The sequence below is a fragment of the Gordonia sp. PvP123 genome, assembly GCF_040547295.1.
Taxonomy (GTDB): domain Bacteria; phylum Actinomycetota; class Actinomycetes; order Mycobacteriales; family Mycobacteriaceae; genus Gordonia; species Gordonia terrae.
In genome coordinates this window covers 26,372-48,032 of record NZ_JBEPPN010000002.1, presented here as the reverse complement: position 1 = coordinate 48,032, position 21,661 = coordinate 26,372, and the positions used below count along the sequence as shown (strand labels likewise).

At 67.2% G+C, this 21,661-nt stretch carries 22 protein-coding genes, 1 tRNA gene and 1 pseudogene; 9 read left to right on the top strand and 15 right to left on the bottom strand.

What is annotated here, in order from left to right; translation table 11 throughout:
• Positions 1-35 precede the first annotated feature (35 nt).
• From ABIC25_RS03085 to ABIC25_RS03065, 5 genes are all read right to left on the bottom strand, one after another.
• Positions 36-1,328, bottom strand: coding sequence for a family 1 glycosylhydrolase (locus ABIC25_RS03085; RefSeq protein ID WP_354559890.1), 1,293 nt, complete (start codon positions 1,326-1,328; stop codon positions 36-38).
• Between the two features lie 56 nt (positions 1,329-1,384).
• Positions 1,385-2,329: an esterase/lipase family protein gene (locus tag ABIC25_RS03080; RefSeq protein WP_354559888.1), complete on the bottom strand. Its 945-nt coding sequence runs from the start codon at positions 2,327-2,329 to the stop codon at positions 1,385-1,387.
• 107 nt (positions 2,330-2,436) lie between these two features.
• Entirely contained in the window at positions 2,437-2,877 is a 441-nt protein-coding gene (locus ABIC25_RS03075) for a hypothetical protein (RefSeq protein WP_101821938.1), read from the bottom strand.
• Positions 2,878-2,961: 84 nt separating this feature from the next.
• A complete protein-coding gene (locus tag ABIC25_RS03070) occupies positions 2,962-3,387 on the bottom strand; it encodes a DUF5994 family protein (protein ID WP_354559886.1) in 426 nt (141 codons plus the stop codon).
• A gap of 283 nt (positions 3,388-3,670) precedes the next feature.
• Positions 3,671-4,003, bottom strand: a complete 333-nt coding sequence (locus ABIC25_RS03065; RefSeq protein WP_143707996.1) for a protease inhibitor I42 family protein — start codon at positions 4,001-4,003, stop codon at positions 3,671-3,673.
• Between the two features lie 509 nt (positions 4,004-4,512).
• Between ABIC25_RS03065 and ABIC25_RS03060 the strand changes: the two genes are divergently transcribed.
• Entirely contained in the window at positions 4,513-4,995 is a 483-nt protein-coding gene (locus ABIC25_RS03060; RefSeq protein ID WP_354559884.1) for a hypothetical protein, read from the top strand.
• A gap of 40 nt (positions 4,996-5,035) precedes the next feature.
• Positions 5,036-5,665, top strand: a complete 630-nt coding sequence (locus ABIC25_RS03055; RefSeq protein ID WP_435529094.1) for a DUF3159 domain-containing protein — start codon at positions 5,036-5,038, stop codon at positions 5,663-5,665.
• Positions 5,666-5,822: 157 nt separating this feature from the next.
• Here ABIC25_RS03055 and ABIC25_RS03050 read toward each other — a convergent pair.
• A tRNA-Ala gene (locus ABIC25_RS03050) sits at positions 5,823-5,895 on the bottom strand.
• An 86-nt stretch (positions 5,896-5,981) separates the two neighbouring features.
• On the opposite strand from ABIC25_RS03050, the gene ABIC25_RS03045 reads away from it, so the two are divergent.
• Positions 5,982-6,725 carry a hypothetical protein gene (locus tag ABIC25_RS03045; protein ID WP_239403731.1) on the top strand — a complete coding sequence of 248 codons (744 nt, stop codon included), beginning with the start codon at positions 5,982-5,984 and terminating at the stop codon, positions 6,723-6,725.
• 63 nt (positions 6,726-6,788) lie between these two features.
• Here the strand turns inward: ABIC25_RS03045 and sepX are convergent, their stop codons facing one another.
• Together sepX and ABIC25_RS03035 are read right to left on the bottom strand one after the other, a co-directional pair.
• The gene (gene sepX / locus ABIC25_RS03040) at positions 6,789-8,069 is read right to left on the bottom strand and encodes a divisome protein SepX/GlpR (RefSeq protein ID WP_354559880.1); all 1,281 of its coding nucleotides are present in this window, start codon (positions 8,067-8,069) and stop codon (positions 6,789-6,791) included.
• 147 nt (positions 8,070-8,216) lie between these two features.
• A pseudogene (locus ABIC25_RS03035) lies at positions 8,217-8,887 on the bottom strand (SIMPL domain-containing protein).
• Positions 8,888-8,992: 105 nt separating this feature from the next.
• Here ABIC25_RS03035 and ABIC25_RS03030 point away from each other — a divergent pair.
• On the top strand, positions 8,993-9,763 hold the full coding sequence (locus ABIC25_RS03030) for an ankyrin repeat domain-containing protein (protein WP_248644955.1): 771 nt from the start codon (positions 8,993-8,995) through the stop codon (positions 9,761-9,763).
• A 7-nt stretch (positions 9,764-9,770) separates the two neighbouring features.
• Here ABIC25_RS03030 and ABIC25_RS03025 read toward each other — a convergent pair whose 3' ends face one another.
• The 4 genes from ABIC25_RS03025 to ABIC25_RS03010 form a co-directional block, all read right to left on the bottom strand.
• A complete protein-coding gene (locus ABIC25_RS03025; RefSeq protein WP_354559878.1) occupies positions 9,771-10,010 on the bottom strand; it encodes a hypothetical protein in 240 nt (79 codons plus the stop codon).
• Positions 10,011-10,072: 62 nt separating this feature from the next.
• The gene (locus ABIC25_RS03020; protein WP_239403735.1) at positions 10,073-10,729 is read right to left on the bottom strand and encodes a GNAT family N-acetyltransferase; all 657 of its coding nucleotides are present in this window, start codon (positions 10,727-10,729) and stop codon (positions 10,073-10,075) included.
• A 174-nt stretch (positions 10,730-10,903) separates the two neighbouring features.
• On the bottom strand, positions 10,904-12,208 hold the full coding sequence (gene glp / locus ABIC25_RS03015; RefSeq protein ID WP_004020029.1) for a molybdotransferase-like divisome protein Glp: 1,305 nt from the start codon (positions 12,206-12,208) through the stop codon (positions 10,904-10,906).
• A gap of 157 nt (positions 12,209-12,365) precedes the next feature.
• Complete coding sequence (locus tag ABIC25_RS03010) at positions 12,366-13,310, bottom strand: UTP--glucose-1-phosphate uridylyltransferase (RefSeq protein ID WP_004020030.1); 945 nt, start codon at positions 13,308-13,310, stop codon at positions 12,366-12,368.
• A 163-nt stretch (positions 13,311-13,473) separates the two neighbouring features.
• Here ABIC25_RS03010 and ABIC25_RS03005 point away from each other — a divergent pair, with 163 nt between their 5' ends.
• Complete coding sequence (locus ABIC25_RS03005) at positions 13,474-14,052, top strand: 5-formyltetrahydrofolate cyclo-ligase (RefSeq protein WP_004020031.1); 579 nt, start codon at positions 13,474-13,476, stop codon at positions 14,050-14,052.
• A 78-nt stretch (positions 14,053-14,130) separates the two neighbouring features.
• Here the strand turns inward: ABIC25_RS03005 and ABIC25_RS03000 are convergent, their stop codons facing one another.
• On the bottom strand, positions 14,131-14,463 hold the full coding sequence (locus ABIC25_RS03000; protein ID WP_174316843.1) for an FmdB family zinc ribbon protein: 333 nt from the start codon (positions 14,461-14,463) through the stop codon (positions 14,131-14,133).
• 233 nt (positions 14,464-14,696) lie between these two features.
• Between ABIC25_RS03000 and ABIC25_RS02995 the strand changes: the two genes are divergently transcribed.
• Positions 14,697-16,244 carry an alanine/glycine:cation symporter family protein gene (locus tag ABIC25_RS02995; RefSeq protein ID WP_248644954.1) on the top strand — a complete coding sequence of 516 codons (1,548 nt, stop codon included), beginning with the start codon at positions 14,697-14,699 and terminating at the stop codon, positions 16,242-16,244.
• A 4-nt stretch (positions 16,245-16,248) separates the two neighbouring features.
• Here the strand turns inward: ABIC25_RS02995 and nhaA are convergent, their stop codons facing one another.
• A complete protein-coding gene (nhaA, locus tag ABIC25_RS02990) occupies positions 16,249-17,514 on the bottom strand; it encodes a Na+/H+ antiporter NhaA (protein WP_354559875.1) in 1,266 nt (421 codons plus the stop codon).
• 229 nt (positions 17,515-17,743) lie between these two features.
• On the opposite strand from nhaA, the gene ABIC25_RS02985 reads away from it, so the two are divergent.
• From ABIC25_RS02985 to ABIC25_RS02975, 3 genes are all read left to right on the top strand, one after another.
• Complete coding sequence (locus ABIC25_RS02985) at positions 17,744-18,415, top strand: SAF domain-containing protein (RefSeq protein WP_248644952.1); 672 nt, start codon at positions 17,744-17,746, stop codon at positions 18,413-18,415.
• 178 nt (positions 18,416-18,593) lie between these two features.
• A complete protein-coding gene (gene mscL, locus ABIC25_RS02980) occupies positions 18,594-19,430 on the top strand; it encodes a large conductance mechanosensitive channel protein MscL (protein WP_239403752.1) in 837 nt (278 codons plus the stop codon).
• A gap of 142 nt (positions 19,431-19,572) precedes the next feature.
• Positions 19,573-19,701 (top strand): hypothetical protein, encoded by a 129-nt coding sequence (locus tag ABIC25_RS02975; RefSeq protein ID WP_255220176.1) that lies wholly within the window; start codon positions 19,573-19,575, stop codon positions 19,699-19,701.
• A gap of 138 nt (positions 19,702-19,839) precedes the next feature.
• Here ABIC25_RS02975 and ABIC25_RS02970 read toward each other — a convergent pair whose 3' ends face one another.
• On the bottom strand, positions 19,840-20,463 hold the full coding sequence (locus ABIC25_RS02970; RefSeq protein WP_248644951.1) for a hypothetical protein: 624 nt from the start codon (positions 20,461-20,463) through the stop codon (positions 19,840-19,842).
• Between the last annotated feature and the right edge of the window lie 1,198 nt (positions 20,464-21,661).

The window sequence follows — 21,661 nt, the reverse complement described above, 5'->3', positions numbered from 1 at the left end:
CGCGCAACGTCACCGCACGACGTCACCGCGCTTCGTCACCGGACCACGGCCGGAGTCGTACAGCTGTCCGGCACGGCGACCAGCGAACACGCCACCGGCATCCGCGTCGGACGATAGTCGCGGCGAACTCCGTGGTCACGGGTGATCTGACGATAGGCGGCGACCGCATCGGTCGGGTGACGGGTCAGACTCGGATCATGCTGCGCGTCAACGGTGTACAGACCGAAACGCGAGTCGAAGTCACCCCACTCGTAGTTGTCGGTGAGGCTCCAGTAGTTGTACGACGCCACGTCGATGCCGTCCTGGCGGGCTCGCTGCAGCCAGTACACGGTGTCGCGTAGGTGGTCGGCCCGCCGGTAACCGTCCGGCCGCCGGCCTCGGGGGTCGGTGGCCAGACCGTTCTCGATTACCCGGATCTGCTTTCCCGGGAACTGTTGCGCGACATGACGGAGCACGTAGTAGATGCTCTCCGGCGCCTGCGAACTCTTCCAGAACTCACCCGACGCGCCGTTGGCGACGGAAGCGTCGGTGACCGAGAAGGAGTAGTAGTGGTCGACGCCCACGAAATCGAGTGTGTTGCGCATGCGTTGCGGGAACACCGATTCGAGCCATGTCTGGACACCGGCGATCGGGTAGTACGCCATGTTCGACGACACCTGCGCCCCGGGTTGGACGCGGTGGATGTGGCGGTGGATCGCCCGGTGCGCCGTCACGATCCCGTCGGCCATGAGCCCCGCGTTCTGCGGTGCCACTCCCCCGTACATCACCTCGCGCCGAACGTATTCGGTGGGTTCGTTGAAAGTGATCCACAGCGGGTCGGCCCACGCATACCGGTCGACCACCCGCTCGGCGAAGCGCACGAGGTCCGCGGACATCTGCGGACGATTCCAACCGCCGAGGTCGACCGCCCAGCCCGGATGCACCCAATGGTTGAGGGTGATCATGGGCCGCATCCCGGCGTCCACGACCGCGCGGATCACCCGATCGTAGAACGCCCACCCCGCCGGATCGTCCCGCCCGCGCGACGGTTCCACCCGCGACCATTCGACCGACGTTCGGTAGATACCCACTCCGAGGCTCTCGGCGCGGGCGATGTCCTCGGCGTAGCGATGGTAGAAGTCGACCGCGTTGCCGACACGGTGGGCAACCCGGCCCTGATCGCCGTATCGCACCCAGTTCGAGTCGCGGTTGTACCCTTCGGACTGGAAGCCGGATTGGGCGACGCCGAACTCGAAGGCAGGACCGAGCGACGGAACATCCGCCGACGCCGTCCCGACACCACCGAGAGCGCAGATCCCGACCAGGATCGCGGCCGTCGCGGTGGCCACGGCACGACCTCGAATCCGCCTGAAACCCCCGCCTACGGAACGTCTTCCGAGCGCGTTCAGAACGGGCTCCCCGTGATCGGTGCGGCGCGGTCGCACGGAACCGGTCGCGGGTTCTCCGGATCGAGCGCATTCAGCACGAAGAACGCCGCACGCCGCGAACCCGCGATCCCGGCATGCTCGGTGTAGTCGACCGAACACCCGTCCTGCACGACGATGTTGCGTACGTTCGAACCGCCCGGCGGCAATCCGAGGGTGTAGGGCACCACGAGTTCGTCATACCGCGTGGCGATGTTGGTGTACCGGACCGACGGCAGGTAGAAACCGCCGGCGGCGATCTTGCGCATCACCTCGGCCCCGGGATCGAGCTGGGCGCAGGCCTGACAGAACGGCACCTGCTCGGGCCGTAGTCCGAGAGACCGGACGATCGGCATGATCACGTCGTTCCCACCGACCCCGGAGCCCCGCCACGCCGGGGCCAGCGACACGTACTTGTCGATGGCGTCTCGTCCGCCGAGATACTTCGCGTAGTACGCGGGCACCACCGACCCCTGCGAGTGGCCCACGATGTCGACCTTGGACGCGCCGGTCGTCCGGCGGACCTTGTCCACGAACTCACCGAACTGTGCGGCGCTGGTCGACATCTCGCCCATGCCGCCGATTGCGCTGATCGGCCACGGCGCCCCCGTCACGGCGCCGTAGGTCGGCGCGAACACGCAATAACCCTCGTTCTTCAGCAGCGGGACATAGGTACCCCAGTTGGTCTGCTGCGACCCGCCTGTGCCATGGACCAGGATGACCGGATTGGGATGGCGCGCAGACGGTTTGCAGTTCCAGTCATTCGAACCGGGAAGTGAGCCGCCCGGATCGGCCAGTTCGTTCGGGATGCCGCCCAGGAAGTTGTAGGCGACCGGCAGGGTGTCGGCACGGGCGGGTGCCACGGTCATCACCAGCACACCGATCACGGCGACGATCAGGCCCCACAGGGTCTTCGGCGATTTCATGGACGAAACCTAACAAACCGTCTCAGGCCGGAACGTGGGTTTCACAGGACCCACTGTGAAAACCAGATCGCCGCGCGGCCCGCCTCCGCCGCCGGGCGAGACCGCCATCAGTCCGAGCCGGGTTCCTCGTCGCGGTGCCGGATGTCACGGACCGTGGCGACCGCCGAGGCGAACACCAGCACGAAGCCGAGCACGAGCAGGGTCACGGCGGCATAGTGCATGATCTGCTCGTAGTGCCCGACGTCGAATTGTTCGGCAGCGATGCGCAGGCCGACCACCACGAGCCAGGCCAGGAACGCCATGGTGAGGGCCCTCCGCTGGAAGACCGCACTTCGACGCCGGTGCTCGTACTCGCCGAGTTCGTCGATGGCGTCGAGGACGATCCCGCTCATCCGCGCGTGTGCCGGGGAGTCATGCGGCAGCTTGGTCAGGATGTCGACCTTCTGCGAGAGCTTCTGGTGGCGGTCGTTGGCGTCGAGCCGCGCGATGACCGCACCGATCACCGCGACGAGCAACGTCCCGGCGAACGTGAGCATCGCGGCGGTCATGGGCGAAAACCTACACCGCAGGGCTTGGCCACGACCCTGGAAGCGACCGGGTCAGGGGCAGTGACGGTCTGGGTGCCGAGGCGGTCAGCGCGTCTCGCGGGTGGCCGCGAGGCCGGCACGCGCCAGGATTCGCTCGGCACGACGGAATTCCAGCGAATGGCACCGGCCGTCCGCGAGGACGCTGCCACTCGCTTGTCGCAGCAGGATCGCCGCGAGTGAGGACGCCGTCCGCGGCGGGATGACCAGCAGGGTCACCGACCGTCCGGACGCGGTGAGTGTCATCAGCGGAGGCTTCTCCGGCGAGTCCGGCGAGTCCAGACCGGGAAGACGACGAAAGCTGCTCCAGTTCACGTCGATGCCGCTGACATCGCCGACCGACGACCGCGCCGTCGTGAGCATCCCGGGGAGTTCGTCGGCGAGTTGGACCGTGTACGGATACCAGGCACCGCCGACGACCGCGGCCGGGTCGACGCCGAATCGCACCCGGGCGGGGCCGAGCAGCGGCTTCATCCGTCGAGCCGGTTGTGCGGAGGAACTCGTGGGTCGACTCCCACGGCACGAGTAACGACTTTCACCGTTGCCACCTGACTTGACCACCCAGGGGCGATCATCTGACACCGGCGACGCCGACAGGGGCCTGTCAGATGTTCGATCCAGTTGTCCGCAGTGTACGCCCGGTTCTCATCGCGCCGCCGCATCCGCGTGACTCCCGGGTACACGGGTCACCGCGGATCGCTGACCCCGCGCACGATCTGCGTCGCCGCCGGCACGTGCCCGACCGAGAGGCCGCGCGCTAGGACTGCCCTGCCACTGTCACCGTCACGGTTCGGCGCCGCGGGCCGGAATCGGGTGGGGTGCCCGCTCCACCCCGATAGGAATACTCGAAGGCGATCGATGTCGAGCCGGGCGCCACTGCGACGAACCGCATGGTCAGCTCGATTGCACTCCCGGGCGGGGCCGGCTCCTGTTCGCCGCCCGACCCGTCGGCGAGCAACGGTGTGAGCACCTCGGGATCAGGATCATCGGCCACCCTCCACTGATCGCCGACGCTGTAGTTCACGGTGCCGAACTCGACGGCCAACGTGTCGCCGACGTCCAGATGAACCTCCCCGACTGTCGAGGGCACCGACAGGCCACGGGTCGACGACCCGACGGGCGTGCCACTGCCGGTTGTGGTGCCGGCGCAGCCCACCAGAGCGCCGGCGATCGCGATCGCAAGAGCGGGCGCCGTTGACCAGGGACCACCTGCTACACGGCACCAACTCACCGCAACCTCCTTGCCCGCACCGAACGCCCCCTACCGAGGGCGGCATCCGCAATGCTGCCCGCGACCGGAAGCCGGTGCAATTCACGACATCTCGATCGTTGCGACCACCAGCATGTTCACCCCCACGGTGGGCCCGCCGTTTCCTGGTGGTGATCGCGGGCCATCCCGCCACCTTCACCGGGCGGTGGACGACCCCATCGCCCGCCGGACGCGGAGAAAGCATCCCGTCTCTATTTTGATGTAGTTTGACTATATTCAAAGTGCTATCGTCGCATCTCAGCGAGTCGACCTGCCACACCGAGCAGCATTTCGGAAAGTGTGCCCGTCGAGCAGATCACCCCATGGAAACAATCAGTGAGGACCCCGTCATGCACACAACACGATCCGCCAACCGTCTGATCGCACTCGTGTCAGCACTGCTGTTCGCGCTCGGCCTGAGCATCGGCACGTCGCCGCACGCTCAGGCACGGCCGACGCCTCCAGGCGGATCGACCGTGACCCTGATCATGATCAACAAGACGGGCTGGGACCTGTCGCTGAGCGGATGGCCGTCCACCGACACCTGGGGAGGAAGCTCGTCGATGACACAGTGGATCGACCCTCCCGCCCCGGTCCTTCCGCGTGGGGGCGTCGAGGTCGTGCGTGCCTGGTCAGCGAACCCGGCGCACATGTCCGCGTCGGTGACGTACTCCAACAGCTACCGGTGGGCGAACTGGCGCTACCAGTCCGAACTCAGCTGGGCGCTCGGTTTCACCACCCTCGGCAACACCGGCGCCTCCGACGGTGAGATCAACTTCGCGCGCATCGACCGCTTCGGCGCGCACTCCCAGGCGACGTACGTGCTGGGATGATCATGACATCGACTCGACTCCAGACACTTTCGGTGATCGCATGAATCCGATCGGCTTTGTTCTCGGTTTGGCACCTTGGTTCTTGTTCTCGCTGCTCAGCCACCGGCACGGCGACGACTCGGTCGCCATCGCCGCACTCTGTGCGGCGACACTCGCCGCGGTCATGGCATGGACCAGCCGTGGGCGGGGTGGAATCAAATTCCTCGACGTGGCAGGTGTGGTGACCTTCGGCGCCATCGCCGTCGCCGGCTTCATCGGTGGCGACTCACTCGGAGAGTGGCTGACAAACTTCGCCCGCGGCGGCTCCACCCTGCTACTCGCCGTACTCATGTTGATCTCCGCGGCCACCGTCCCCTTCACCGAGCAATACGCCAAGGACTCGGTACCCGAAGAGCGATGGTCGAGCCCGTTGTTCCGGGCGACCAACCGGAAGGTCAGTGCTGTCTGGGGACTGGCCGTTCTGTTCATGGGCGTCGGCCATGTGGTGGCCGGACTTGTCGAGCCGGCGTCCGCACCGCCGGATGGTTCCCGCCCTGTCGACCTGCTGCTGAACTGGATGGTGCCCATCGCGCTGCTCGTTCTGGCCGGCAAATACACCGAGCATGCGGTCGGAGCGGCGCGTCAGGAACGCGATCGCCAACCGGGAGAGGTCAGGAGCCCCGGCAACTGACGACGAGGCTGGGGGTTGCAGACCCGACTCTGAGCCGGGGACTCAGGGGGGACGGACGCGCGGCGCCTGCTCGATCGCCTCGCGCAGGTTCCCGTTGGACAACGAGAAGCGGCCCCACCCGGGACGCGGGTGAGGCCGTCTGAACTGCTGTTATCGGTGGAGCTATGGGGAATCGAACCCCAGACCTACTCGATGCGAACGAGTCGCGCTACCAACTGCGCCATAGCCCCGGGAGGTCTTGCGACCAACCGCGAGCCACTTTATCAGCCCGGGGTCGTCGACTCCCAAACGGCTGGTACACCACTAGGCTGGACGAGTGCCTCGGATGTCTGATCAGCAGTTGGCCGGAATTCTCGACAATGTCGTGGGGGTGATCAACCCCGTCCTCGATGCCCTCGCCGAGCGGGACCCGCTCGGGCTGAAGGGCCACACCTTCCACGACGACGACCATTCCGACTCGCGCCTGCAGCAGGCCCAGCACGCCGCGTCGAAGCTGCTCGACGTCGCGGAGTGGCCCGGCACGAAGGGCTGGTCCGAGCGGTCGATGCACAAGCGGGCGAGCTGGTGGGTGACCCGCATCGGCACCCTGAACACCGGCGCCGTGGCGTTTCCGGGAGTCTTCGGCGTGTGGGCGAAGCGTCTGCCGATCACGCCCTACCTCGGGTTCGCCAACCAGGCCATGGTGCTGGTGGCGATCGCCCGCGAGTACGAGGTCACCGATCGCAAGCGGCAGGTGCAGCTGCTCGCGTCGGTGCTGTGCAAGCGCGATCTCACGAACCCGGATGTCACCGCCGAGTCGGGCGAGTCCCTGCCGTCGGAACCGAAGGAACGCGAGAAGTCGCTGTTCGCCGCGATCTGGGATGCGGCGAAGTTACTTCGCGCCGTCGATGACGAGTTCGAGAAGCGTCCGCAACCGATGGCCCTCTTCCGCATGCTGGCCTACATCCCCGTCATCGGGGCCCCGGCGACCTACCTCGGCGAACGGTTCGCACTGTCGCGGGCCGCGAAAGCCGGTCAGGCGTGGCTGGATTCGCATGGCAGGCCGGCACTGACCAAGTAACCCACAAGCAGTTCGGCAGTAGGTGTCGCCGAGCGAAACCTTCTGCTGAACTGCGATGCCGGGTCAGCCGACGCGGCGGTACTGCAGGTCCTCGCGGTCCATTCGACGCCGCTGGAACGGCGGGATGTGATCGAACACGGGATCCTCGTCGTCGATCTCGAGAACCGTTGCGCCGCCGGGTCGCCGAAGTCGCGGAGGCGGAGGTGCGGCGGCGAACTCCGGAACCGCTGCGGCGCGTCGACGACGCTCCTCCTCGGCGCGCGCCGACCGCTTGGCACGCGCGAGACGTTGCGCCCGGATCTGCTGCTCGGTCTTCACCGCACGACGCAGGTACGCGAGGTAACCGACCAGGAGCAGACCGAGCACGCCGGTGGCGACCCAGCCGGGCATCCCGACGACGAACCCGGCCACGATCGCCAGCAGTACGAGTACGAACAGCCCCAGAGTGACGCGCTGACGTTCCCGGTACTTGAGTTCGCGTTCCTTGTCCGAGGAGTAGATGCTGCGTCCGGACCGTCGACTGCTCGACGAGCGCGCCGCGGGGCGGCTGTCCTCGACCTCGTCGACCTCGGCGTCGTCCGTCTCGGCGGTCTCGTCCTCGTCGACCGCGGACGGCGCGTCGGTGTGCCGCGACCCACGGGCGTAGTCGTCGTACTCGTCTTCGTCGAGTTCGTCTGCGACGTCCTCGTAGTCGGCGTCGTCGTAGTCGGCGTCGTCGTAGTCGGCGTCGTCGTGGTCGGTGTCGTCGTGGTCGGTGTCGTCGTCGAGTTCGTCTTCGGCGTCCTCGTACTCGCTGTCGACGTCCTCGAAGTCGTCGTCGTGTTCGGCGGCCTCGGACGTGGCGTCCGCCTCGTCCTCGGTGGTGTCAACGTGTTCGACGTCGGCCTCGGCCTCGATGTCGTCGCCGGTCTCCGCCGTCGCGTCGCCGTCCACCAGCCCGTCCTCGGTCTCGTCGAGTACGGTCTCGGCCACCTGGATGTCGTCGTCCACGGATTCGGCCACCGGCTTTTCGACCTTGGCGTCGCCGGAACGACGCATCCGGGTCGAGGGCTTGGCCTCATCGACTTCGGCGTCGTCCGCGGCCTCCACGTCGGCGTCCCTCTCGAGCGTCGCGGTTGTGCTGCGGCGCGAGGACTTCCAGGACGGGTCGTGCGGGTGACGGGCCGACGACCGGCGGCGGTTGCCCGAAGCGGTCGTCGCACGCGACCCACCACGGTGCAGCAGACGCGTCTTGCGCGCCGCGTCGGTCGACTTCAGGATCTGCGGACGTCCCTTGATGACCATCGGGACCAGCACGAAGAGCCAGACCGCGACGAGACAGACCCACAGTACGGAGTTGGGCATGCGACTCTCCCTTCATTCACTCTGGTCACACGAAGCCACTCCACAATCTAGGGCGACGAGACGTCGGCCCCGGGTAGACGCGCCGTGTCACAAGCGAATCGGCACGGGTTTCACACGCGCCTCTCAGCAACACCGTTGCCGAGAGGGTCAATGCGCCCGGAATCGCGCGTCCACCGCCACGGCGATCTCGATGTCGTCGGTCCGCAGTTCCAGCGACGGCGAGGACGGTGGACCGGCGGAGACCGCCATCGGCATGGCCCGACGCGGTGACGCCGGCACGCGCACAGCCATGTCCGGATCGGACAACAGCACAGGTGTCACCGGTCCCCGACCCACCGCATCGGAATAGGCCTGCGCCTTGAGAATCGCGTCGTCGACCGCGGCGCGACGCAACTCTCGTTCGTGTTCGCGGCGGGTGTCTCCTCGCGCAGATCCCAGTCGACGTCCCCGATCTCGACGGCGTCGACCGACGCCCACCGGTCGATGAACTCCGACAGCCTCTCGAAGTCGACGAACTCGGCTTCGATGCGAATACGGGTGTTGTACACCAGTTCTCGCCGCTCCCCGGTGTCCGAGTACGGGCGATAGGAGTACACCCGCACCGAGTCGGCCGACCATCGGGTCACCATCCCGGCCGACTCGTGGTCCGTCAGCGCGTGACTCAGCTCGGCGTGGACCTCGACCGCGCGCGTGTACACCGCCGGCTTGTCCGCACCCTCCACCCGCACCACGAGGTAAATGATTCCGCGCTCGGGCCGGTACCGCCCGCGAGCGTTGCCGCGGACCACGATCTCCAGTTCGTCGATGTGCTCGGTCATTCCGAGAGCCTATGTGTCGACGAGCCGATCCGGACTATCGTCGAAATCGGACATTCGGGGCGAAGGTCGTGGAGGGAACAGCCTGGTGCGGAGGACTTGGTGCGGATGAGGAGACTCGTGGGGTTGATCGCCGCAGCGATGTCGGCGTGCATGGTCGCGGGATGCGGATGGATCGCCGATGTCGTCTCGACGCGCGTGGACGCGGCCGACTACTTCACCGCACCCACCGTTCGACTGCTCGACGCCGCCCGGCGAGACGACCAGCCGCAGATCGAATCCCTGATCGCCGCCGGCGCCGACCTCGACGAACTCGGCGGCGACCCGGACATCGACCCCCGCCGCGTGGACATCACACCCCTGCAGTGGGCGGTGGAATTCGGGCCGCCGACGGCCGTGGGTGCCCTGCTCCGCGCGGGCGCCGATCCACACCTGCCGGGCGCCGGCCGGTACAACGCCGTCGCCTACAGCGTGCTGCTCGACCGTTTCGACGCCTTCCGCACCATCATCGGGTTCGACGAGGGGCTGGTCGAGGCGTCCGACCGGATCGGCGGCAACATCGTCCACACCGCGGTCCGCCATCGTCGCGGGGACGCCTTGCGTCTGTTGATCGACCGCGGCGCCGACCTCGACTCGGTGCAGCCACTCGCCGGTCGGACGCCGCTGTTCACCGCGGCTGATGTGCTCAACATCGATCACTGCCTCGTCTTGCTGCGTGCGGGCGCCGATGGCGCGCACCGGGATCAGCGCGGTTCGACGTTCCTGCCCTCGCTGTACACCGCCGACGACTCGATCCGGACGAGTTCCTATCTGCGTACTCGAGGGGCCATCGAATCGGAGATGCGCGCGCGGGACTTCCCCGTCGAAACCGGACGCTGACCGGCGGCTAACGGTAGCCGTACTTGTCGAGCAGCGCCGAGATCACGAGCCCCGCCCCATCGGGCGCGCTGGGGGTGTCCGGCGAGGTGTCGGCCGAATACGCCACGTCGAACATGTGGCGGTCCAGGCGCACGATGTATCGCGCCAGTCCCACTGACTCATAGAAGATCTCGGCCTGCGTGCCGCCGATGTCGGTCAGGTCGTTGAGGCCGTCGGGCTGGGTCGGACCCGAAACCCAGTAGTACATACTCGGATCCCGGAATGCACCGATCTCCCAAGTGCATGTCGGTCGGGACGCCGCGCCCCGCATCACTGGAACGTCGCCCTGCCCGCCCGGACCAGTGCCTCGGCCGCGCTGCCGACCACCTCTTCGGCCGTGAGCGCGAACAGCATGTGGTCACGCCAGCGCTTGTTGACGTCCATGTAGCGCAGCAGCAGACCCTCTTGCCGGAATCCGATGTTGGTCAACACCTTCTGCGACGCCTCGTTGAGCGGCTGCACCGTCGCGTCGAGCCGGTGCAGGCCGACGGCACCGAAGCAGTGGTCGACCCCGAGCGCCACGGCGGCGGTCGCGATGCCGTTACCGGCATAGGCCGCGTCGACCCAGTAGCCGATCCACGCGGTCCGTACCGCGCCGCGCTGGATGTTCCCCACGGTCAGCTGTCCGACGTAGCGGCCGTCGAGTTCGATGACGAACGGGAGCAACGCCCCACGCTTGGCCTCGGACTTCAACACCGCGAACAGGGGCGGCCACGACCCCGGCTGATGGCGTTCGGCCCAGCTCCCCACGCCAGTCGGCTCCCACGGCAGGAGGGCGTTCTGGTTGCGGATCCGCAACTCACTCCAGGTCTTGGCGTCGCGCATCTTCACCGGCCGCAGGGTGACCGTGCCGGTCCGGGTGCGCAGCGGCCCGAGAGTTGCCGGCCAGCCCGGGCTTCCCTGATTGCCGCTCAACCACCTGAACACGAGAAGAAGTTTATGCGCAGTCACAGTGGTGTCGGCATGAGACCGGCATCTCGGATGCGAGGGTGGCTTCGACTCGGCTCCTCGACCTCGACGCGCTCCTCCGTCGCCTGCTCGGCCCGGCGGCTCCGCTCGGTGCCGCCTCAACCAGCAGGGGCCGGCTCGGTCAGCGGAGGCTCACCCGCGTTGCGCGAGGAAGGCCACCTCCACCTCGTCGCCGGTACCCATCTCCTCGACGTCGGGGTCGACCATGATCAGGCAGTTCGCCTCGGCCAGTTCGGCGAGCAGGTGCGAGGACCCGGTCGGCGACGCCCCGAGCACCTGCACCAGGTAGTCACCGGAACGTTCATCGCGCATCAACTGCCCGCGCAGGTAGCCCTTGCGGCCGCGGACCGACGCGATCGGTCCGATGGTGCGGGCCTTGATGATCCGCCGCATCGGCTGCCGCTTCCCGAGCGCGATCCGGATGAGCGGACGGACCATCACCTCGAAGGTCACCAGCGCGCTCACCGGGTTGGCGGGCAGCAGGAACGTCGGCACCTCGTCGCGACCGAGGCGCCCGAAACCCTGGACCGAGCCGGGATGCATCGCCACACGCACGATCTCGAGGTCGCCGAGATCGGCGAGTGCGTCGGCGACGGCGGTCGACGCACTGCCCCCGACGGCACCGCAGATCACCACGATCTCGGAGCGGATCAGCTGCGCCTCCACGACTTCGCGCATCCGCGACGCCTCGCGCTCGGCGATGCCGACACGGTTCACATCGGCTCCGGCGTCGCGGGCGGCGGCCGCCAGCGCGTAGCTGTTGACGTCGTAGATCTGACCGGGTCCGGGTGTGCGGTCGATGTCGACGAGCTCGCTGCCCACCGAGATGACCGACAACCGCGGCCGGGGGTGGACCATCACCCGCGCCTGGCCGACCGCCGCGAGGAGACCGACCTGGGCCGGACCGATGATCGAACCCGCGCGGACAGCCACGTCGCCCGGCTGTACGTCGTCGCCGACCCGCCGGACGTAGTTGCCGCTCTCCACACCGTGCCCGATCTTGACCTTCTGATCGCCCCCATCGGTCCAGCGCAGCGGGACCACTGCGTCGGCGAGCGTCGGCATCGGGGCCCCGGTCTCGACGCGCACAGCCTGACGTGGCTGCAGTCGCGTCGGTGTGCGAGCACCCGGGCCGACCTCTCCGACCACGGGCAGCGACACGATCATCGGCTCACCGGGTTCGAGATCGACCAGCTCCGCGCCGTTGGCGTCGAACTCCTCGAGGTCCTCGGGCGCGAGTACCCCGGCGAGTCCCACGTCGACCGCCCGTACCGCGTAGCCGTCGATCGCCGCCTGATCGAATCCGGGCATCGGGTGCTCGGTGACGACCTCCTCGGCACACATCAGGCCCTGCGCCTCGGAGATCGCGACGCGCACCGGTCGCGGCGCCACCGCCGCCGCGGTCACCAGCGTCAGATGATCTTCGACAGACCGCATCTCACCGCTCTTCTCGTCTCAACCGGTCGGCACCGGAACGTGCAGACGACAGCCCACGGCGCGTCGTGCACTCGATACAACACGTCGGAGACGTTATCGAGCACTCCCGCCTCGGCGTGCGAGGCGCGCGGATGCAACCGTCGATCGCGGCGCCGACTCAACTGTCGGCGAGGCGCTTCTCCAGCCACTCGCGCAGATCGGGGCCGTAATCGTCACGGTCGAGGGCGAAGTCGACGGCGGCCTTCAGGTAACCGCCGGGGTTGCCGAGATCGTGCCGGGTGCCGTGGTGCACGACGACGTGAACCGGCTCGCCCTCCTCGATGAGCAGCGCGATCGCGTCGGTGAGTTGGAGCTCACCGCCGGCCCCGGGCTCGATGCGCCGCAGCGCGTCGAAGATCTTGCGGTCCAGGATGTAGCGGCCCGCGGCGGCGAGATTCGACGGCGCGTCCTGCGGTTCGGGCTTCTCGACCATGCCCTTGAGCCGCATCACGTTGGGGTTGTTGGCATCGGGCAGCGGCTCGACGTCGAAGACGCCGTACGCGCTGATCCGTTCTTCGGGAACTTCGATGGCACACAGCACCGACCCACCTCGGCGCTGCCGCGTGCGGGCCATGACCTCCAGGACACCGCCGGGCAGGACCAGATCGTCGGGCAGCAGGACCGCGACGGCGTCCTCGTCGTCGTCGAGGTAGCTCTCCACGCACCCGACCGCATGACCCAGGCCGAGCGGCTTCTCCTGGACGACCGAGGCGACCTCGAGCAGGTTGGGCGCCTTGCGCACCTTCGCCAGCATCGACTCCTTGCCGCGCGTGGCGAGTGTGTTCTCCAGGACGAGGTCCTCGACGAAGTGGGCGACCACGCCGTCCTTGCCGGGCGAGGTGACGATGAGCAGACGATCGGCGCCGGCCGCCTTGGCCTCCTCGGCGACCAGCTCGATGCCCGGGGTGTCGACCACGGGGAGCAATTCCTTGGGAACCGTCTTGGTGGCCGGCAGGAACCTCGTGCCCAACCCGGCTGCCGGGACGACCGCGGTACGCGGGATCGGCGGAGTGTTGGGTACACCGTCGTACTCACTGAAACCAGCTTTATCCGTCGCACTCATGAATCCACCCTAGGACAGGAGTGAGTGGTCGGCCGGACAGACGGCGGTCACGGGGACCTCACCACACGCATTCCGACGGTCGGATACAGTGCGGGCGTCCCGGCTGTCACCGCCGGGACGCACACGCCACCGGTGTCGAGACGACGCGAAGGACGGTCGGGTCTTGCCAACGCTGAAACAGCAACTGCGACAAGAGATCGAAGAGCGACGCTCCCGGCGCTCCGAGGCAGAACGGGACCGTTCCGCCGCCGCCCTCGCCGAGTGGATGTACGCCTGCCCGTTCCGTCTGGAGTACGACGTCACGGTTGCCGCCCACGTGCCGGTGGGCAACGAACCCGGCTCGAATTCGATGCTCGACGCACTGGTCGACCGAGGCGTCTCGGTGCTCGTCCCGGTGGTCCCCGACGGCGGTCCCGCACCGTTGGACTGGGCTCCCTACACAGGGCCGGACTCGTTGGCGCCGGGCCGCTGGGGCCTTCTCGAGCCGACGACCGACCGGGTCGGGGTGACCGCGATCCGCGCGGCATCGGTGATCCTGGTGCCCGCACTGGCCATCGACAAGAGCGGGGTGCGGCTGGGGCGGGGCGCGGGGTACTACGACCGCACCCTGCACGGGCTGTCGGCCGACCTCGTCGGTGTGGTCTACGACGACGAGGTCGTCGACTCACTGCCGTCCGGCGACCACGACGTCCCGGTCGGCTGGACACTCACACCCGAGGACGGGTTCGGCAGGCTCGCCTGATCGGCGGGACAGCGAAACCCGGGCGGTGTCGTCGTGACAGCCGCCCGGGTTGCGTCGATGATGTCGTCGTGGCGCCGGTCAGGCCGGCGTCGCGGCCTTGGTCTCGCTCTTCGTCGACGACGAGCTGGACGAGTCCGACTTCGAACTGCTCGACGAGCTGTCCGACGACGTGGAACTCGAGGACGACGAGCTCTCTGACGAGGACGACGACGTCGAGGTGTCCGACGATGATCCCGGACGCGAGTCCGTGCGGTAGAAACCGCTGCCCTTGAACACGATGCCGACCGAGTTGAACAGCTTGCGCAGACGACCCGCGCACTGCGGGCACTCGGTCAACGAGTCGTCGGAGAAGGACTGGACGATGTCGAACTTGTTGTCGCACTCCGTGCAGGCATACGAGTAGGTGGGCACCGAAACCTCCGAAAAGTCAGTAAACGCTGACCAGTGTAACCGACTTTGGCACTCAGTCATTCCGAGTGCTAAGCAAGGCTCCGAGCTGATCTTCCGTCGTTCGATTCCCGGCTTGTCGCGCACCACCGCGTGGCGTCGTGCAAAGTGTTTGCCAAGCCGAAGTAATCCGTTCACCGCGCAATGTCCGCGACGTGCTGCCCGCAGGGCAACACCCACCATCGCTGGAGCCCTCCATGACCGATTTTCTGAACGACCTCAACAGCATCATCTGGAGCAATCCGCTGGTGTACCTGTGTCTCGGCGTGGGGGTGTATTTCTCCATCCGGTCGCGATTCCTGCAGATCCGGCACGTGCCCGAGATGATCCGGGTCATGCGTCATGGCGAGAGCTCCCCCGACGGTGTCTCGTCCTTCCAAGCGCTGATGATCTCGCTGGCCGGCCGTGTGGGTACCGGCAACATCGCCGGTGTGGCGACGGCGATCGCCTTCGGCGGACCGGGCGCACTGTTCTGGATGTGGGCGATGGCCTTCCTCGGGGCATCCACGTCGTTCGTCGAGTGCACGCTCGGGCAGATCTACAAAACCCGAGATCCGCTGACCAACGAATACCGCGGCGGGCCGGCCTACTACTTCAGCAAGGCACTCGCCCACACCAAGGCGGCACCGTTCTTCAAGGTCTACGGTCTCGTGTTCGCCGCCGTGACCGTTCTCGCCTGCGGACTGCTGCTGCCGAGCGTGCAGTCCAACTCGATGGCGCTCGCGATGAACCAGGCGTGGGGAATCGCGGACTGGGCGGTCGCGGTCGGTGTGGTCATCGTGCTCGCGTTCGTCATCATCGGCGGGGTCAAGCGCATCGCGACCTTCGCGACGATCGTCGTCCCGTTCATGGCCGTCTTGTACATCCTGTTCGCGCTCGTCGTCGTCATCACCAACGCGTCGCAGATCCCCGAGGTTCTGCGCCTGATCTTCGCGAGCGCCTTCGGGATCGATTCCGTCTTCGGTTCGGTCGTCGGCGCCGCCGTGATGTGGGGCGTCAAGCGCGGCATCTACTCCAATGAGGCCGGCCAGGGCACTGGACCGCACGCCGCGGCGGCCGCCGAGGTATCGCACCCGGCGAAGCAGGGCTTCGTGCAGGCGTTCGCCGTGTACATCGACACGCTGTTCGTCTGCTCGGCCACCGGCTTCCTCATCATCTCGACCGGCGCCTACCGGGTGTTCGAAGGTGAGAGCGCCGACGGCGCGGTGATCGCCGACGGCGGCCTGCTCCCCGGCGGCACCGATGTGGGCCCCACCTTCGTCCAGATCGGTTTCGACAGCATGTGGAGCGGCGCCGGATCGACCTTCGTCGCGGTATCACTCGCGTTCTTCTGCCTCACGACGATCATCGCGTACTACTACATGGCCGAGACCAACCTGCGGTTCCTGATGGGCAAGGCGTCCACGATCTACATCGGTCCGCTCCGCAGCACGCTCGGCGCCAACCTGACCATGCTGCTCCAGGCCCTGATCCTGGTGTCGGTGGCCATCGGCTGCGTCTCCACCGCAAGCGAGGCGTGGACGCTGGGCGACATCGGCGTCGGCCTGATGGCGTGGCTGAACATCATCGGCATCCTGATCCTGCAGCAGCCGGCGTTCAAGGCGCTGCGCGACTACGAGAAGCAGAAGAAGGAAGGCAAGGACCCGATCTTCGATCCGGTCGCCCTGGGCATCGTGGGAGCGACGTTCTGGGAGTCCTACGGTCGGGCCGACGACACCCGGGAAGCCGCGACACTGTCGAAGTAGGGACCTATCCCCCGATGACGTCCTTGTCGATGTCGGGGATGTCGTCGCGGTTCATGTCCGGGTCGCGCGCCTGCCGGGCGTCCCACCGCAGCAGGATCGCGGCGAGGATCGCCGAGACCACTGATCCGACGAGGATCGCCGCCTTCGCCGCGGCGGCGTGATCGTCGGAGCCGGCCTCGAAGCTCAGTTCAGCGATGAGCAACGCAACAGTGAATCCGACGCCGGTCAGCAGGCCCACCGGCAGGAGGTCGCGAAGTCCGATCGAGTCGGGCAATCGCAGCGGAGTGAACGTCGTCATCAGCCACGTCGAGCCGAGGACGCCCACGAGTTTGCCGACGACGAGTCCGACGACGATGCCGATCGACACCGGCTGCACGATCGACCCGGCCCCGCCGACGACGGTCACCCCCGCGGCGGCGAAGGCGAACACCGGCAGGGCGAGCGCGGCGGAGTACGGGCGAACCGCGTCGTCGAGTCGTTCGGTGCGCCGCTGCGCCTCGCCGCGGATGGCAACGGCGGGCACGACGAATCCGAGCAGGACACCGGCAACTGTCGCGTGCACCCCCGAGGCGTGCATCAACGCCCATGCGGTGACGGCGACCGGGATGAGCACCGGCCACCACCGCCACGCCTGCCGCACCAGCACGGCGAAGAGGGCCACCGTGACCAGCGCGGCCGCCAGCATGACGAAGTCGATCTCCTCGGTGTAGAAGGTCGCGATGACGATGATGCCCAGGAGGTCGTCGACGACGGCGAGCGTCAGCAGGAACGTCCGCAGCGCGAGCGGCAGTCCGCGTCCGAAGATCGCGAGCACCGCCAGGGCGAATGCGATGTCGGTGGCAGTCGGGATGGCCCAGCCCCGTAACCCTTCGGGGTCGCCGAGGGCGACCACCGCGACGTAGCAGAGCGCGGGGGTGACCATCCCGCCCACCGCAGCGGCGATCGGCACGCCCGCGAGTCTCAGGTCTCGCAGGCTCCCGGCCACGAATTCGTGTTTGAGTTCGACCCCCACGACGAAGAAGAAGATCGCCAGCAGCCCGTCAGACGCCCAGTGCGCCAGCGACAGGTGCAGGTGGAGCGCCTCGGGCCCGACTTCGACGTCGAGCAGGGAATCGTAGGCCTCGCGCCACGGCGAGTTGGCCCACAGCACGGCGATGGCGGCGGCCACGAGAAGCAGTGCCCCGCTGGTCGTGTCGAGCGCGGCCCAGCGCCGCAATCGGTTCGCCCGGCCGGCGTCGCCTGCGAGCTCGTCTGGTGTCTGGTCGGTCATCGATCTCCTCTGGTCGGACGGACGGATCATCGTCACGCCACCCGCGCCGGGCAGCGGCCGACCAGACTTCCCGGCACACCGATCACCGATTCTCCCCCACTGCCACGCCGCGGGCCATTCCGACCCGCCCGCGAGGACGAGGTCCACAGGAACGAGGGCAGGTTTCGAGTTGTCCACAGGCGCGCCCGGAGCGCCGCCCATCCCGGTCGACGAACCTAGCCTCTGCCTCATGTCTGCCCCGTCGAAGCACCGGTCCAGCGCCTCCCTCGGGCCTCGACTTCGCGACCGGTTGAGTTCCGCACTGCGCCCGGGGTGGACACGCAACCTCCTGGTCCGCCGCGTCGCCGCCGCGTGCCTGGTCGTCGCCGCGGTGGTCATCGGGGTCGCCGGAACGCGCGCCGACGGCGATGTCGAGGTCCTGGTCGCCGCGCATGACCTGCTGCCGGGTCAGATCGTCGAGTCAGGCGACCTACGATCCCACCTGGTCGCCGGCAGGACGGTTCCCGACGGCGTCCTGACCGAGGCGGCACCGGCCATCGGACGGACGGTCACCGGACGCGTCCGCGGAGGCGAGATCCTCACCGACGCGCGGTTGCTGTCCTCGCATCTGCCCGCCGACCTGACCGGGGTCGACGACGCCCGCCTCGTGCCGATCCGGTTGTCGGACGACGCGGTGACCTCACTCCTCCGCCCGGGTGACGTGGTGGACGTGCTGACCGAGGACGCGGAGGTGTTGGCACGCCGGGCTGTCGTGGCCCTCCACGCCGCCGAGCCGCAGTCCGGCGGCCTCGCTCCCAGCCGGGCGGCGGCCGCCCCGGTGCTGCTCGCCATGGACGCCGCGGCTGCTCACCGGGTGGCCGCCGCGGGGCTCGACACGTCGCTCGCCGTGGTCCTGCACTGACCGCGGATACCGACCTCGCCCGCAACGACACAGCGGCGCGAATCAACTCAAATGGATCGGTTCCTTCACGATCGTGGATAGGGTAGTACGAGCTCGCACAGCGCGTGTCGGATTTGCTCCGATCGTGCGCAGAATCGCCGGACAAGAGCAGGACATCACCGAAAAGAGGCCGCACACCGTGCTCAAGGGATTCAGGGACTTCATACTCAAGGGCAATGTCGTCGAGCTGGCAACAGCGGTCATCATCGGCGCGGCGTTCACCGCGATCGTCACCGCCTTCACCGACGGCATCGTCCAGCCGATCATCAACTCGATCCCCGTCGGCTCCGACGCCGCGCAGGGACTCGGCTTCCAGATCACCGACAACCCATCGACATTCGTCGACCTCGGCAGCGTCATCACTGCCGTGATCAACTTCCTGATCATCGCCGCAGTGGTGTACTTCATCATCATCCTGCCGTACAACAAGCTGGCCGAACTGGGCGGTTTCGGGAAGAAGGCGGAGGTCACAGAGATCGCGCTGCTGTCCGAGATCCGCGATCTGCTCGACCCCGAGGGCACCTCGAAAGCCAAGGCGGAAGCCGAGAGCGACCTGCCGCCGCATCTGTCCGATCCGGCCGGGCCTGCCGGCGACTCCTACGGTCCGCCGTCGGGTTCCTTTGCCCCCTATGAGGCGCCCGCCGGAGCCGGTACGACGCAACGCATCTCGACTCCCCCGTCTCCTCAGGGTCCGCCCTCACACCCGGTTCCCCCGCAATCGGGCCAGCCCCAGTCCGTTCCGCCCCAGTCGGCTCCTCCGCAGAACCGCCCGCCGCAGGGACCGCCGCCGGGAGGCCCTACCGGACAGCCGTATCCGACGCCGCAACCCGCTCCGGGCAGCTACCCGCCGCCCGGCAACTACCCGGGTGCCGGCAACTACCCGCCGCCCGGCCCCGGATCCGGTTATCCCGGTGAGCAGTACCCGGGCGACTTCCCGGGCGAGGGCCCGGACGCGCCGGGCCGTCACTCGCGCTGACGCGGACCGCGGTCTCCCAGGAAGCTGACAGGCGGAACCATCCGAACCCGAAGGTTGGCTCCCTACTTTGGGATTCGTCGCCGGAACGTGCGACCGCACCGGGCCCCAAACCGGTGCGACCGAACGAGAACAGGATGATCGAATGCCCAACAAGCCCGCGCAGAACCGTCAGCCGCAGCCCCAGAACCGCCGCCAGGCGCGTCCGCAGCAGCGCAACCAGGCGCGTCCGCAGGCCCGCCCCAAGACGTTCCCGTGGTTCTTCGGTAGCTGACACCCCTCCGCTCCCTAATCCGAAAGAAGCGACCCCCTCTGCTCCCTGAGGTGCGAGGAGCGATAGCGACGAGCCACGAAGGGCTGGTGACCCACCACCCTTCGTGGCTCGCTTCGCTCCCACCGCCGGAACAACTCGTCACACCGGCGGATCGACGCGCTGGACCCACACGGTGGGACCGTCGGTCAACGTGAACTCCGTGCGTACCAGCGCATTCCATCTGCGGGCGTACAACGCCGAGAGTTGTTCGTCGCTCGTGCTGCACGTGACCGGCAGCCCTTCGCGTCGTCCGCGTTCGATGACCGGGTCGACCAGCCCGGCGAGAGTGCCACCTCGGCGATGATCCGGCCGGACGAGCGCGAAGATCACCCGGATCGGGTTCTCCGCAACCTGCGCCTCCTCCGACTTCCGCTGCAACTCGGTGAAGCGGTGGATGAAGCCGTCGATGGCCTGTACCTGATGCTTGGTGCGTGTCTTGAGGTCCTCGTCGATCCGCCCGGCTTCGTCGGTGGGGGCCGACACCGCGATCAGCGCGATCATCTCACCCCGCTCGTCGAACACACCGTGCAGGCCGTGCAGATACTCGATGAACAGGATCTCCCCGTACCAGCGGTATGCCTCCACAGGCGCGTCCGCGCCGATCAGCCAGCGGTAGACCGGGACCTCACGCAGTCCGTGTTCGAGCAGGTCGAGTGCGGTCTCCCGATCCGATTCGACCAACTGCCGGGACGTCGTGCCGCCTACCTCCACGCGTTGCGTCATCGGTTCATACCAGCACATTCACATGGCCGACGGCCAACCATCGGTCGGTGTTCGACAGGACCGTTCCGTGCGTCCGAGCCGAATGAGTTCACCGAGAATTCAACCTTCTCTGGTCAGGACAGCCCTGGAAACGTGCGGTATGGTCAGCCGCGTTGCCGTCTTATCGATGGAACGACCGGGCTACACAACAAGATCGTCGACACTTAATAGGAGATTCGCATGGCTGAAGCGATCAATATTTCCTGGATCCGCCTCTACATCGAGGAACTGGTCACCGCTTCCGACGGCGGCTCGGACGAGCCGCTGCCTCCCCCCACCACCGGCGACTAGTTCGTCATCCAGGGGAGCCCAGTCCCAAGCCGAAGAACGCCTGCGTCCGTCCAAGCTTTCTACGAGGGCTCAATAGTTCACGGCTTCGACGTAACCCGTTCGGCGGTAAACGGCGCGCGGAAGAGACTTAGAACGAAACACCAAGCAAGGAGAAGACCACATGGGTGAAATTGTCGAAGGAAGCATCGCGCAGGCCATCGCATCGTTGCTGAGCGGATCTGCCGATCCCGAGGTCCCCGAGGTTCCTGAGGATCCCTCCTAGTCAGCCATCTTGTTCATCGGTCCGAGCTCGCGGGACCGACTGCAACAGCAGGTGACTTCAGCGGCCAAAGCACGCTGCCGCGCAACCCGAATCGCTTCACCAAGAAGGAGATGCACATGGCCACCGGAATCGAAATCAACCTGAGCGAGATTTTCCGCCAGCTCGACAGCCAGTCGGACGAGGCTCAGTCCGAGAACTGATCCACCGAGTCCCCAAACCGCCCCCGGCCCACGCCGTGGGCGGTTTGCTTTGCGCCACACCGTCCGAAAAGAATTGCCGGGTCAGCGCGTCCGAGTGTTGTGGAACGGTTCATCCTGAGTCCACGGACTGTTGAGGAGCGCATTGTCGAATATCGTATTGTCTGCGTCGTGATCGTCGTTCGCTCGCGTTCGACGCCCACGGCGGAAGTCCACATCGACGAAGGAGATCACATGGCCGACATCATTCAGGGCGCAATCACCGACGCAATCGTCGAACTGGTCACGGGTTCGATCGAATCGGGTTCGGAAGACGCTCCCGCGTAGATCTCGATCCGAGACCAACCGCCCCGGGCTACGGTCCGGGGCGGTTTTTGGCTCCAAACCCGACGTTTTTCCGCTATATCGA

Bases quoted from the DNA above. Each gene is read 5' to 3' on its own strand.
- ABIC25_RS03060 (WP_354559884.1), top strand. From the start codon at position 4,513: ATGCACACAACACGATCCGCCAACCGTCTGATCGCACTCGTGTCAGCA.
- glp (WP_004020029.1), bottom strand. From the start codon at position 12,208: ATGCGGTCTGTCGAAGATCATCTGACGCTGGTGACCGCGGCGGCGGTG.
- ABIC25_RS02995 (WP_248644954.1), top strand. From the start codon at position 14,697: ATGACCGATTTTCTGAACGACCTCAACAGCATCATCTGGAGCAATCCG.
- ABIC25_RS03070 (WP_354559886.1), bottom strand. From the start codon at position 3,387: ATGAAGCCGCTGCTCGGCCCCGCCCGGGTGCGATTCGGCGTCGACCCG.
- ABIC25_RS02975 (WP_255220176.1), top strand. From the start codon at position 19,573: ATGCCCAACAAGCCCGCGCAGAACCGTCAGCCGCAGCCCCAGAACCGC.
- ABIC25_RS03055 (WP_435529094.1), top strand. From the start codon at position 5,036: ATGAATCCGATCGGCTTTGTTCTCGGTTTGGCACCTTGGTTCTTGTTC.
- ABIC25_RS03075 (WP_101821938.1), bottom strand. From the start codon at position 2,877: ATGACCGCCGCGATGCTCACGTTCGCCGGGACGTTGCTCGTCGCGGTG.
- ABIC25_RS03080 (WP_354559888.1), bottom strand. From the start codon at position 2,329: ATGAAATCGCCGAAGACCCTGTGGGGCCTGATCGTCGCCGTGATCGGT.
- ABIC25_RS02985 (WP_248644952.1), top strand. From the start codon at position 17,744: ATGTCTGCCCCGTCGAAGCACCGGTCCAGCGCCTCCCTCGGGCCTCGA.
- ABIC25_RS02970 (WP_248644951.1), bottom strand. From the start codon at position 20,463: ATGACGCAACGCGTGGAGGTAGGCGGCACGACGTCCCGGCAGTTGGTC.
- sepX (WP_354559880.1), bottom strand. From the start codon at position 8,069: ATGCCCAACTCCGTACTGTGGGTCTGTCTCGTCGCGGTCTGGCTCTTC.
- ABIC25_RS03030 (WP_248644955.1), top strand. From the start codon at position 8,993: ATGAGGAGACTCGTGGGGTTGATCGCCGCAGCGATGTCGGCGTGCATG.
- nhaA (WP_354559875.1), bottom strand. From the start codon at position 17,514: ATGACCGACCAGACACCAGACGAGCTCGCAGGCGACGCCGGCCGGGCG.
- ABIC25_RS03010 (WP_004020030.1), bottom strand. From the start codon at position 13,310: ATGAGTGCGACGGATAAAGCTGGTTTCAGTGAGTACGACGGTGTACCC.
- ABIC25_RS03025 (WP_354559878.1), bottom strand. From the start codon at position 10,010: ATGTACTACTGGGTTTCGGGTCCGACCCAGCCCGACGGCCTCAACGAC.